The following is a 12,534-nucleotide window of genomic DNA, read 5'->3' as shown; positions in this document are numbered from 1 at the left end:
CGTATTATTTAAAATTGAAACATTAATCGGGCAAAATAGCTTCTGCCATAATATAAATTAACAAACCCGTTCGCAGCGGTATGGGCTGAACCGGCAACTGCCGTAGAGTTTAATCTTGTGACATCAAATATATTTTTCACTCCTGCAGAAATTTCAAAGTGCTTATTCCAGAAAGGCTGGCTCACAATAAAATCCATCATATGGAAACTATCTATTTTTCCAAGGCGGAAGTCATTAGCTCCATCGGATACATAAATTCTGTCCGGACCTGTGAATTTGTAGTAAAGGGCAAAATTGGTGTCGGTACTTTTCAGTTTGTAAGTTGCTGAAGCGCCTGCCTGTACCAGATACTGAAAGTCTGTTGGGGAAGAAGATTTCAAATCAATCATCGATACTGATGTTCCGTTTACTGATCCTCTTAAAGACAGGGCAAACTGATCTTTTCTGAAATCTACATTAGCGGAGAATAGTAGATTTTTATAGGTATTAAGGTTCATATATTTGTAGGTGGACGGCTCTTTAATCATCACCATTTCAATTCTGTCACGTACATCAAGGTATAATGCGTCTACTCCATAAGCGATCTTCCAGCCATTATCTGCTGAAAAGTTCTGATTCCAGAAAAGTCCAGCAGAGAATCCTTTTTCAGGATTTAAGTCCGGATTTCCCTGTACATCATGATTAAGATTCACAAAATAGGTGTACAACTCGTCATATTTTGGGAAGCGGTTAGCCGATCCCACAACTGCTCTAAGGTTTGAATTCTCAGAGGTTTTATATCTTGCTGATAAAGAATAGTTGTACTGATTATTAAAGTTTTCGCTAAGAGAAAGTCTTACTCCCGGTCTTAAAGAGAATTTGTCTGACACATTCCATTCTGCAGAAAGGAAATTGGAATAGGTGAAGATCTTTCTTTTTACCGCCTCACCGAAGAAATCTCCGGCAATTAAAGCGGCATATCCATTGGTATAGTCTAATTCATACCCTAACTGGAAATCAAAAACCTTGCTGTCGAGGAAGTTGCTGAACATTCCTCTGGAGTAGATGACATCGGTCTTATAATAAGATTTTTCTTCCTGACGGCTTTTGATTTGTCTGTTCGGGATATCGTAATTATAGTCGTAGTATTTCCTATCCTGGTTCTGATACGAGAAGTCTCCCATGTATCGGATATGTCCCAGATTAGTCTGAATATTGAACTGGTGAATCCATCGGTCGGTGTTATATCTTCTGTCTCTGCTTTCATACGAAACACCGCCCAATCCATCATTAAGAGGATTTCTGTTTACTTCCGGATTATAGAAATTAAATTTTTCGTCAAGATAGGACAACTTGTAAAAGAATGTCGTTTTATTTTTGGTATATCTTAATAGAGCAGAAGCATCATACTGATCTTTCGGGTTCCATTCATATCCTCTCTGGTTATCCTGTCCGAAATATTTGTAGCCTTTGCTTTCCCCTTCATATCCCATAAACTGGTTATGGTTGAAATTGATGCTGGCAAACCATTCATTGCTGATATTATAATCTACATTAAGGTTCTGAATATGCCTTCCGTTTCCTCTTTTTTTAAGATCATAGTTGTCCCTTACTGTTTCTTCCTGTATCGAACCTCTAACACTGATCTTTTTTGTACTGGTTTTCTTGGTAATAATGTTGATGACCCCGGCAACAGCTCCATTTCCATATTCAACTCCCATACTTCCTTTTACAATTTCTATCCTTTCGATATTGCTTAAGGTAATTTTGGTAAGGTCAATATTGCTTCCCAGCCCTGTATCCCCTACTACCGGAATATTGTCTATAAGGATCTTTACATAATCACCATTAAGCCCCATGATATTGGCGGTAGAATTTCCTGAACGGGTATCCGGAGTGATCTGTATGTTAAGACTTTGATTCAAAACCTCGGCAACATTCGTTGCTGCCATATTTTTGATCTGTTCTGCATCAATAACATCAACCTTATATATCGATTTGTTAATGGACTGCTGCATGTACTGTCCTGTAATAACAACTTCTTCAATTTTCTTTTGATTAAGAGAATCCTTTTCTTGTGCATTTACCCATAAGGCCACGGATAATGATAGAACGGAAAGCACTTTCTTCTTCATAAGGGTACAAATTTTCAGCAAATATAAAACTTTATTTAGACTCATTAAAAATAATTATATATTTTTGTGGAATAATTCTAAATAAAAATAATCTCATGAAATTACAATTACTTTTAGGAGCTCTGATGTTTACAGCCTTAACGGCGAAGGCTCAGGTGTCTAACATCAATGAAAATTTCAACAATTTTACCGCTGGGAATACCACTTTCCCTCAGTTTGGATGGTCTGCCATCGTTGCACCAATAACCGGTGAGTTTCCTCCTGTACCTCCAAGAATGATTGTAGCAGGAGATTCCAACAGATTCGTCCAGTCGTATGCAGGAAACAATGCAACAGGTTCTTCTTATCTGATTACGCCACAGATTGAAACTCCAACAGGAAATAAAACGTTGACCTTTGATACTACCCTGGTATCTCCATCTCCAGGTCCGGGAAGTATTCAGATAGGAGTAGCATCCAACCCTGCAGATATGTCAACATTCGTTCCTGTAGGAAACCCTATTAATGTAGCCACTATCGGAACCGTGCAGAATATCAGTGTTAATATTCCGGCATCCACAGGTTCATACATTGTATTTAAGTTCACTCCTACTGCTACTCACGTAGCAATCCAGGTGGATAATGTAGTGTATAACACGACCGCTTCTTTAGGCGTATCAGACAACCATAAATCGACAGAAAATTTCAGATTTGCCTTAAATTCTGATCAGTCTGCAATAGAATTCATTGTCAAAAAAGATCCTAAAAACATTCAGATCTATTCTGCAGCAGGACAAAAAGCAGCGGAAGGGAAACTGAACGGACAAAGATTTGATATCAGCACACTTCAGACAGGAGTATATTATATGAATATTGAGACTGCAGAAGGCAGACTGATCCAATCAAAATTCATTAAAAAATAAGGTTTATTAGACTATTATTGACCTTTTTAAAGCCGGCAGGAGTGATCCTGCCGGCTTTTCTATGTCCGATTTTCTCTGTTTATCATAAGGATTAAAATAAAAACACGATAAAAATTATGTTTTTATTTAGACTGATTAAAAATAATTATATACTTTTGTGGAATCATTCTAAATAAGGATTTAAAAAATAAATTATGAAAACAAAACTATTATTGGCATCAGTACTGGCATTGTCTGTTCAGCAGACTGTTTTGGCGCAGACTGATGCGTTGGGATACTCACAGGTAAATATGACCATGGGAAGCGGATACCAAAACCGCGTGTTTGTAAACCTTGCAGATGGTAATATGGTTTCTCAGCCAGCCAATACGTGGGATATTGCTTTTTATAGGAACTCAAACTATGCATTCGGATCCAGAGTCAATGATGCTAAAGATATTGAAGTATTCACTGCATCAACCAACTTAGCAGACTGGGATAACATCAGCATCAGCAATGAAGCTTCATGGGGAGATCCTCTTTACAATCCGGACCAGACCACTGACTGGAGCCAGGGAGCTTTTGAACAGGGACCAGTAACCTCTCCAAACCCCAATATTCCTTCAACCGGATGGGGCGTTTATAACCCGGTGAACCACCACATTCAGGGGAAAGCTATTTTTGTTTTAAAATATGCTTCAGGAACTTATATCAAGTTTGCCATTGAAGATGCTTTTGCAGGATATACCTTCAAGTATTCAAAATGGAACGGGACTTCATGGGGAGCTACGGAAACAAGAACGATCGCCAACGGGACAGATGATTCATATTTCAACTATTTCTCATTTGATACCGGAGAAAAAGTTCCCAATCTTGAGCCTTCCAGAACGGCATGGGATTTCGTATTCACCAAATATTACACGTTCTATATGGGTGTGCAGATGTACCCGCTTTCCGGAGCCATTCAAAGTCCGAACGTAAAAGTGGCAATGGTTCAGCCTGAAACGCAGCAAACCGCAGCATATGCTATTCCTGCCAATGCAAGTTTCTCATCTGCTATCACTACGGTAGGACACTCTTGGAAAGGGATCGGGACGGTGAAAAATGATGTGGTCTACTACGTCAAAAAAGGAAATGATTACTACAGAATGTACTTCACAACCAATGGTGGTGCCAGTACAGGAAATATGTATTTCAAATACAAAAAGATCACGGAAACGTTAGGGATAACTGAAGTTGGAAAAAAAGCCTCTTTCGGTATTTATCCTAATCCAACTACGGCGGATAAAAAAGTAACGGTTCTTTTTGATGTTAAAGAAAAAACAGGTAATAAGGGAAATGTAGAGGTCCATGACCAGACCGGGAAAAAGGTCTATTCAGCTGAACTTACCAACCAGGCTGGTTTTTATAAGCAGGATTTGAATCTTTCTACCCTTACTTCAGGAAATTACCTTGTAAAAATTACTTACGGTGGTCATTCGGAGACGAAAAAGCTTATCGTAAAATAAACTTTCTATTTTAATACTTTCTATTTTTTCTAATAAAAAGGCGGTTTCAGATTGTTGAAACCGCCTTTTATTTTCTATTGATATAAGATTCTTCTTTAAATCATTAAAATTTTAAATCTTTAAATCTTTAAATCCTTCAATACCATTAATATATTTTAAACCCTTTATAAACCTCTACAGAGCTTTCCATAATTTTGGAAGCATCCTTACGGAAATCCAAAAGGTGATCCTGACCGTTATGCCTGTTATGATGTTCTACACTTTCCCAAAGCTCGATCAGGAAGAAAGTTCCTTTATTATCTTTATCTTCAATAAGATCGTACTGCAGACAGCCTTCTTCTTTTCTTGTTTCTTTCACAAGGTTCTGAAACAGCTCTACAGCGTCCATCAGATAATTTTCATTAAACTTAAAAAGTGCAATGATATGTAAATTCATGTTCTAATATTTAGTGATGTAAAAGTAAAATATTTTCAAAACCGAAAACCTTTTTAACCCTTTTATTTTTCCACATCCAACATAATTTTTAATTAAAAACTGATTTATAAATAGTTATAGAACTCATCACAATCACCAGGGTTCCGATAATCACAAACATTTTCTTCACAGGAAGCCTGGCAGTAAGCATGGCTGAAAAAGGAGCGGTAATAATTCCACCGATTAAAAGCCCTAAAATAATATTCCAGTGCTGGATTCCCAGCGTAAAGAAAAAGGTAACGGCAGCCGTTATGGTAAGAATAAATTTGGCCACTGTAGAACTTCCTACCGCAAATCTTGGGGTGAATGCATTTTTAATGAGTGTTCCGGTAACCAAAGGCCCCCAGCCTCCTCCGGCAAAGGAATCTATAAAGCCTCCTATCACGCCAAGTCTGGTTAGATTGGTTTTTCTTTTCAATGCTTTGCTTTGTTTTTCTTTAAAAGCATTCGAAAGAATCTGGAATCCAAGGTATAAAGTGTAAAAAGCAATGAGTGTTTTGGTGATTTTCGCATAATATTCTCCAAGATAAGTAAGACTGACAGCTCCGATAATTGCTCCTATCACAGCCGGAATGGCGAGCTTTTTCACCAGATTTTTGCTTACATTTTTCAGTTTAATGTGGCTGAGACTTCCCGCAGCAGTAGTAAAACTTTCTGCAGAATGAATACTCGCACTTACAATATGCGGTGCAATATTGAGGAGCATCAGTGTTGTGGTACAAATAACTCCATATCCCATTCCCATGGAACCTGCCACAATTTCTGCAAAAACACCTACCAGGAGCATCCAGTAAAAAATGTAATTGTCTTTGGCCAGAATGGTGTGCAGTTCTTCCAGATATCCCAGTTCGTACATGGAAAAAACAGCAATGGATATAATAGCAGCTGTTACCAAAAGGACATTCAACCTTACCTGAATTTTTCTTGAAATCACCATATTAAAAAATCGTTTTGGTCTGTATTTCCTGATTATCCGTCACATTGAAAATAAGGATATTTAACGATCGTATGTTTTCTGCACTTCTGTACAAGGAAATATTTTCAGGTATGCTATATGCAGCATCTGAATGCACTGCAGTAATGGAGCGGGTAAGCTTTTGTAATTGGTTTGATTCTTCTTTTGAAATCATAGTTTATTCATTTGAAGTAGTGCAAATATCTGATAAAATATTTATCCTACAAAAAAAGTAGACTATTAATTCAAAAAAAAGGACCGGGTTAATCTACCAGATCCATTAAAGTTTTACTTTCCAGAATATTCAGAGAAGCATCGCGAACTTCTATCAGGACATCATGAAGCCCGCAGTGATCTTCATTGCAGTCATCACATTTTTCATAAAAATTGAGACTTACGCAGGGAAGCATCGCAATAGGACCGTTTACAAGACGAATGATCTTTGCCAGTTTCACATTTTCCGGATTTTCTTTGAAAAAGTATCCTCCACCCTTTCCTTTTTTACTGTCGAGGATTTCCGCTTTTTTCAGTTCAAGAAGGATATTTTCCAAAAACTTTAAAGGAATTTTTTTATGTTCCGCAATTTCAGAAATAAGAATCGGGCCGTCATTTCTTTTTTCTACAAGATATGACAGCGCCTTAAAAGCATATTGAGATTTTTTTGAAAGCATTAAAGCAAAAATACGAAAATTGTTTAATATTTGAAAAAGACCTGAAAAACAGGAATAACAAACGAAAAAAATGCCGGTGTATCTATCCGTAATTTTACGGTTTTAGGTACCACACTTTTGCCTTTCTGCTATTAAATCATTATGTTTGCCATATGTTCAGTAAACAAGAAGCACAGCAATTAAAAAAGGAATTTTGGACAGCTTTCGGAAGATCATTTCCCAGAAAATGGATTCTTTATGATACCAAAATCAAGGACATGGCATTTAAGTTTTCTGCCGACAATAAAAAAGCAGAAGTTTCTCTGGATATCGAAATGAAAGATGAAATTTTCCGGAATGCCTACTATGAGAAGATCTGGTCTTTGGAGGATATATTAAAAGATTTCATCGGAGATTTTCAGAAGGAAGAATATTTCACTCTTGAAAATGGTAAGATCATCAGCAGGATATGGGTTGAAAAACATAATGTTTCTGTTTTTAATAAAAATACCTGGCAAGAAATTTTTGAATTTTTTGTGGAAAAAATGGACGGTTTCGAAAGGTTTTACTACGAATATGAGGATTTTATAAAGGATATATAGAATACTTACGAAATAAATACCACTTTATACTTCAGGTTGAGATAAAAAAAGAAAACTTATCTTTGCACTACCACTTAAACTAATAGATGAAACAAACTAACATGATTAAAAATGAGAAAAGTGTACAAAAACATTTTTGGAGAAATCATCTCTAAAAGTAAAGCTGTGAAGCTAAGCGAATATCATCTGTATTATTATGAAGAAGGCTCTGATTTCCTGAAAGAAATTGAATTCATCAATGAAGACAGTGTTTACAACATCAATTATTTTCTAAGTGACGAGGAAGACGAGGCGAAGGTAGTGGATTATCTTAAAGAAAAATCTGACTTTTTTGATATTGAAAGAAAAGAAACTGCCGACGGCTATATTATTTCTACCAATACATTATATTCTTTATCCGTAGATGATCTGCCCCTTATTTCCAAAACTGTTTTCAAAACGGACGATCCTGAAAACTTTATCTGCTCACAGGTCATCGATAACGAAACCCACCAACCACACCTTGAAAGAACCATAAAATGCTGGTATACGAATGACGAAAACGGTGAAAAATATGCTGCCATAGAATGCAGCTATCAGGAAGACGGAAAACTGGAACTGGCTGTAGATAAAACACCCGACCCGGACAATGAAGAAAACTGGATCCATTATGATTATGATACTTTCGAAGATCTTCAGGCACAAATCCCTACTGACATCAGCTATTACAAAACAGCAGCCTTACTTCCCAAACAAGCCTATCAGCAATAATCTTATATTCTTTAACACACCACATCCCCAATTATTAAATGGAAGAGAACCCAATTTTTTTTGCAGACGGAAATGACCCGCAAATGATTGAAGCTTACAGAAAAGCTCAGGAAACCTTTAAGTATTTCTGGCGCGAACAGTCCTGGGAATACAGAAGAATCATTCCCGGACTTAATGTATCATGCGTTAAAACGGCTTTTGAAGAACAGGATGAAGAAACCGGAGAAAGCCTGGTAGAACATATGTGGATTAATGAAATATTCTTTGACGGAGATCACGTGAGAGGATATTTGATTAATGAACCCAACAACCTTAAAAACGTGCAGGTGGGTGATTATGTGGAAATCCCTTTACAAAATATCAGTGACTGGCTTTTTGCCATCACTCCGACTGTACAGAAACCAAAGGGACTTTCCAAGCTATTTTCATCCTCATCTTCTCCACTTCCGAAAGCTTACGGAGGGTTTACCATCCAGAAAATGCGTGCTGACATGTCTGATGCAGAAAGAAGGGAACACGATAATGCATGGCAGCTGGATTTCGGAGACTTTAATGATATCCTAGTGGTCAATAACCAGAAAGAAAATCCGGAAAATCTTATTGAACATCCGATGAGTAAAAATATGAAAGAGGAATTTGTAAAGTTTTTACAACAATATCCGGATGAACTTACCCAAACCGATGAAGACGGGCTGACACTTCTTCACAAAGAAACCATTGCAGGGAATTTAACCACAGTACAGGTTGCTCTGGAAGCTGGAGCAGATAAAAATATCCGGTCTAAAAAAGGGAAGACAGCATTAGATTATGCAAAACAACTGAAATGGGAACATCTTATTCCTGTATTGGAAGGATAAATTATTAATTAAAATGGTTACAACTCAATAATAAAGTTTTCAAAATAAAAATTCCGGAAGAACATCTTCCGGAATTTTTTATATTTTATCCAAATTTCTTTTTCCTTAGCCAGAAGAACAGTCCTCCGATAAGGCCGATAATGGCCAATGGAAGCAGTAAATTGATCCATTGCCAGGTCGATTTCTCTTCCGTAATTCTTTGTCTGTCGAGAAGTCTTTCTTCAATGTTTCTGTTTCTCAGTTCCATCAGGTTGCTGTCATCCAAAAGATAATCCAATGCATTTCTCAGGAACTGTTCGTTTCCAAACTGTTCGTTCGTCAGCAGATCTACCCCTAAAGGAAGTGGTTTTCCTTTGATTACTTTATTTCTTCCTACATCTCCGTCTGCAATCACAATCATTTTGTTTTCCGGGCTGGATGTTTTGAACCCAGGGTAAGATTTTCTCTCAATTCTTGATGCATATGCAGAATTAAATTTTCCTTCCAAGGCTACAGCGAAGATCTTTGGTGTACTTGGCTTTTCCATTTGTCCAAGACTGTCTACACTTGCAATTTCTTTCAGATCCACATAATTCGGAACCTGCTTCAATAAAGTTCGTTCACTGGATTCGAAAAGGACTTTTGTTTTGATATTCTTTCTACCTCCTAATGTGTCGATAGAAGTCGGGAATTCAAATTTTACAGGGTTGATATTCTTGGTGACCGGATTATTATTTTCGGCAATTCCAAGCGGATAATAAGGCCAGGGTAAGCTTGTATACTGAGGGTTTCCACTCACTTCTCCTGTAACCAGTCTTAACAGGGCAAACTTTTTAACGTCTTTTACCAACGCCGGATTGATTCTCAGCCCGTAATTGAAAAAGAAGTCTGTCATATTGATATCGACAGGGAAAGGCATTACTTTTTTGGATCTTGTTAACGTATCCATTTCAGCATTTACAGCATCGATCATCCAAAGGGTTTTCCCTCCGTTCATGATGTATTGGTCCAGAATTACTTTTTCATTATCGGTAAAAGCTTTTCTTGGTTTCGCAATCACCAGGGCACTCATCTGCTTTAATAAAGGAACATCTTCCAGTGAAAGTTCAGTCTGATTTTTAGGAATGATAGGTCCGGCATCATAGTTTTCCATGGCCAGCTGTACAAATCCCTGGAATTCATCCGGATTCAGCTCATCATGGTTGACCAGGATTCCGACCTTCTTTCTCTTTGCGGCTGCAATGTTTTTAATGTTGGAAACAAGATTGTACTCCAGTCCTTCAATCGATCTTGTCAGCTGCTGATCGGCATCAATTCCGGCCTGCTGAACCACTAAAGGAATAGAAACCCCGTCATTTCCATATTTAATCACAGCGTAAGGGAAAAGGGTGATCTGTGAGATTTTCCCGTCTTTCACATCCGGAAGAATAGACGGCTGCATTCCCATGGCCATCAAAGTGTCCTGAGACATTTTTGTTTTAATCGGATCGATGAATTTAAAATCAATCTTCGGATTAATTTTTCTGAATTCTTCCAGCATGAATTTCGTTTCGCTTTGCAGCTGTTTGAAACTTGCCGGAAAGTCGCCTTCCAGATACACTTCAACCGTCAGAGGCTTTTTAACAGACTCCAGTACTTTGATGGTGTTATCAGAAAGGGTATATCTTTTTTCTTTTGTTAAGTCTAATCTGATTCCCGAATAGGTCAGGATAATAACCAAAGGAACAATTGCAATTAAGAAAATTCCCAGTGGAGATTTAGCATTGAACTTCTTCATACTTCTACTTCTTTTTGTTAATAAAATGATTAGCCAATACTAATGAAGTGCCGATGACAAGAACAAAATACGCCACATCTTTAGCATCAATAAGTCCTCTTGTGAAGCCTAAGAAATGCTGATAGAAGCCAATATTCTGAAGGATAAAATCTGCACCACCCAATAGTTTATAACTTGCCAGCTGCTCGATCCCAAAATACATGATGAAACACATAAAAACACCCAGCAGATAAGCCATAATCTGATTCTGAGATAGAGAGGAAGCAAGAATTCCCACTGCTGAAAATGCTGCGATTAAGATTATCAGTCCGATATAACTTCCGAAAGTCATTCCCAGGTCAATATTTCCTGCAGGAACTCCCAGAACATATACGGTGTACAGATAAATTAATGATGGAATAAGACATAAAATTCCTACAATCCATACGGAAAGGAATTTACCTGTTACCAGTTCTGAAACTTTTAACGGCTGTGAAAAAAGCCAGTTCAATGTTCCGGTTTGCTGTTCTTCCGCAAAAGTTTTCATAGAAAGGGCCGGGATGATAAACATCAACAGCCATGGAACCAATACGAAATAGCTCTGCAATGAGGCCATTCCAATCTCAAAAATATTAGAATCGTTGTCGAAAAAGAACAGAAAAAGAGTCGCTATCAAACTGAATGCGGCAATAATCACCCATGCGCTCCAGTTTCCAAAGTAACTCCAAAGTTCTTTCTTTAAAATTGCAATCATAGTTTTTTTATAAGATGTAGAAAGGATGAATATATTCGGACATGCGCCCTACTCTACAATTATTTGTTTTTTTTATTTTTATTAACCAGTTTCACTGTCATCATGATCAGAAATACAAGAACGAAAAATCCTGCGATTAATTGCCACCAGTATTCGATCACCATTGATTTTAATATAACGGTAAATACGACCAGAAACAGAATGAACGTTGCAATTTCATTCGCCTGTCTCAGTTTGATATTGGCAATCGGCAGTGTATCTCCATGTAATTCTTTTAAATGAAGGACTTTTTTCCAGCACCAGTAATGGTAGATGGCAAGTCCGATAAGAAAGGTCAGTTTCAAATGAAACCACGGCATTTTCATCAGCCCGGTATTTAAAAAGATCATGACCAATCCGCAAACGGCCATGATTACCCCCGCAGGAACCGTAATAATATTCCACAGCCTTCTGGCCATAAAAGTGTACTGCTCTCTCAGAATTTTCTTTTTTTCTTCCGGAAATTCATCGGTATCTTTATAGTAAACGAAAATCCTTACGAGATAAAAGATTCCCGCAAAGTAGCTTACCATAAAAATAATGTGCAGCGCTTTGATTATTGTGTAAAGCATTTTAATAAATAAATTTATTGATAGAAATAATTTTACAATCCTGGTCGAAATTCTTCAGTACATCAAAAAAAATCTTTTTCATATCCTTTACATTTTTGTAATAAGAATATCCCATAAAAATAGCCAGCCCAAGAAAGATCAATATAATTTCATACGTGGTTCCAGAATTTTCATCCGTATAAAAAGGAACAAAAACCCCTAAAAGAAGAACAAGAATGAGTACATCAAAATATTTAACTCCAATGGATACTTTAAGATGCTCTTCATTATATTTGTCTGAAACAAATTTTCCTATAAAAGACAAGTGTTCATTCCCCATCACTTTTACTTCAAATCCATCATCAGTTACTTCACCTTTAAATTTTTTACCATTATAATCAGGAAAGCTCTTAAATATACTTTCTTCAATGTTAGATAGTATCGATTTTTTTGGCTTCGAAAAGACAACCTGATATTCGGACTTTAAAAACATATCAATTTTAATCAGGCACAAAGATAAGTTTTTATCTAATTCTTAAAAATAAATTTCTTTTGATCAGGAAAATATAAGTAAAACAGATTTTATATAAAAAATAGTTCGGCTCGGGGCAGCAAAGCTGCCCGAGCCGAACATTATATTTTCATTGCTGTACCCCATTCAAT

The 12,534-nt window shown here is 37.0% G+C and carries 14 protein-coding genes; 5 read left to right on the top strand and 9 right to left on the bottom strand.

The features are described 5' to 3' along the window. Positions 1-8: 8 nt before the first annotated feature. Positions 9-2,114 (bottom strand): TonB-dependent receptor plug domain-containing protein, encoded by a 2,106-nt coding sequence (locus AC5YGI_RS17990; protein WP_496169123.1) that lies wholly within the window; start codon positions 2,112-2,114, stop codon positions 9-11. Positions 2,115-2,209: 95 nt separating this feature from the next. On the opposite strand from AC5YGI_RS17990, the gene AC5YGI_RS17985 reads away from it, so the two are divergent. Together AC5YGI_RS17985 and AC5YGI_RS17980 are read left to right on the top strand one after the other, a co-directional pair. After that, complete coding sequence (locus AC5YGI_RS17985; protein ID WP_496169121.1) at positions 2,210-3,016, top strand: choice-of-anchor J domain-containing protein; 807 nt, start codon at positions 2,210-2,212, stop codon at positions 3,014-3,016. A gap of 194 nt (positions 3,017-3,210) precedes the next feature. Continuing rightward, positions 3,211-4,503 (top strand): T9SS type A sorting domain-containing protein, encoded by a 1,293-nt coding sequence (locus AC5YGI_RS17980; protein ID WP_496169119.1) that lies wholly within the window; start codon positions 3,211-3,213, stop codon positions 4,501-4,503. Between the two features lie 145 nt (positions 4,504-4,648). Here AC5YGI_RS17980 and AC5YGI_RS17975 read toward each other — a convergent pair whose 3' ends face one another. The 4 genes from AC5YGI_RS17975 to AC5YGI_RS17960 all read right to left on the bottom strand — a co-directional run bounded on the left by AC5YGI_RS17975 (position 4,649) and on the right by AC5YGI_RS17960 (position 6,604). After that, positions 4,649-4,939 (bottom strand): putative quinol monooxygenase, encoded by a 291-nt coding sequence (locus AC5YGI_RS17975; protein ID WP_034696070.1) that lies wholly within the window; start codon positions 4,937-4,939, stop codon positions 4,649-4,651. Positions 4,940-5,027: 88 nt separating this feature from the next. Then, a complete protein-coding gene (locus tag AC5YGI_RS17970) occupies positions 5,028-5,915 on the bottom strand; it encodes a sulfite exporter TauE/SafE family protein (protein WP_496169118.1) in 888 nt (295 codons plus the stop codon). 1 nt (position 5,916) lies between these two features. Continuing rightward, the gene (locus tag AC5YGI_RS17965; RefSeq protein WP_330745721.1) at positions 5,917-6,108 is read right to left on the bottom strand and encodes a hypothetical protein; all 192 of its coding nucleotides are present in this window, start codon (positions 6,106-6,108) and stop codon (positions 5,917-5,919) included. Positions 6,109-6,196: 88 nt separating this feature from the next. Further along, on the bottom strand, positions 6,197-6,604 hold the full coding sequence (locus AC5YGI_RS17960) for an RrF2 family transcriptional regulator (RefSeq protein WP_202844131.1): 408 nt from the start codon (positions 6,602-6,604) through the stop codon (positions 6,197-6,199). A 152-nt stretch (positions 6,605-6,756) separates the two neighbouring features. On the opposite strand from AC5YGI_RS17960, the gene AC5YGI_RS17955 reads away from it, so the two are divergent. The 3 genes from AC5YGI_RS17955 (at position 6,757) to AC5YGI_RS17945 (ending at position 8,792) form a co-directional block, all read left to right on the top strand. Beyond that, positions 6,757-7,185 carry a DUF4268 domain-containing protein gene (locus AC5YGI_RS17955; RefSeq protein WP_330745720.1) on the top strand — a complete coding sequence of 143 codons (429 nt, stop codon included), beginning with the start codon at positions 6,757-6,759 and terminating at the stop codon, positions 7,183-7,185. A gap of 111 nt (positions 7,186-7,296) precedes the next feature. Then, complete coding sequence (locus tag AC5YGI_RS17950) at positions 7,297-7,935, top strand: hypothetical protein (protein WP_330745719.1); 639 nt, start codon at positions 7,297-7,299, stop codon at positions 7,933-7,935. A gap of 38 nt (positions 7,936-7,973) precedes the next feature. Continuing rightward, a complete protein-coding gene (locus AC5YGI_RS17945) occupies positions 7,974-8,792 on the top strand; it encodes a DUF2314 domain-containing protein (RefSeq protein WP_496169117.1) in 819 nt (272 codons plus the stop codon). Between the two features lie 85 nt (positions 8,793-8,877). Here the strand turns inward: AC5YGI_RS17945 and gldG are convergent, their stop codons facing one another. Genes gldG through AC5YGI_RS17925 form a run of 4 tightly spaced genes read right to left on the bottom strand, consistent with a single transcriptional unit; the run spans position 8,878 to position 12,364 of the window. Then, positions 8,878-10,548 carry a gliding motility-associated ABC transporter substrate-binding protein GldG gene (gene gldG, locus AC5YGI_RS17940; RefSeq protein WP_123278027.1) on the bottom strand — a complete coding sequence of 557 codons (1,671 nt, stop codon included), beginning with the start codon at positions 10,546-10,548 and terminating at the stop codon, positions 8,878-8,880. A 4-nt stretch (positions 10,549-10,552) separates the two neighbouring features. Beyond that, positions 10,553-11,281, bottom strand: a complete 729-nt coding sequence (locus AC5YGI_RS17935) for an ABC transporter permease (RefSeq protein WP_454511620.1) — start codon at positions 11,279-11,281, stop codon at positions 10,553-10,555. A 59-nt stretch (positions 11,282-11,340) separates the two neighbouring features. Then, positions 11,341-11,892 (bottom strand): CopD family protein, encoded by a 552-nt coding sequence (locus AC5YGI_RS17930; protein WP_047432297.1) that lies wholly within the window; start codon positions 11,890-11,892, stop codon positions 11,341-11,343. Between the two features lies 1 nt (position 11,893). Then, entirely contained in the window at positions 11,894-12,364 is a 471-nt protein-coding gene (locus tag AC5YGI_RS17925; protein ID WP_227943966.1) for a hypothetical protein, read from the bottom strand. Positions 12,365-12,534: the final 170 nt, after the last annotated feature.

This window comes from Chryseobacterium sp. CS3K3.1, assembly GCF_059515165.1.
Note: the sequence above shows the minus strand (reverse complement) of the source record. Positions and strands in the feature narration are given on the sequence as shown.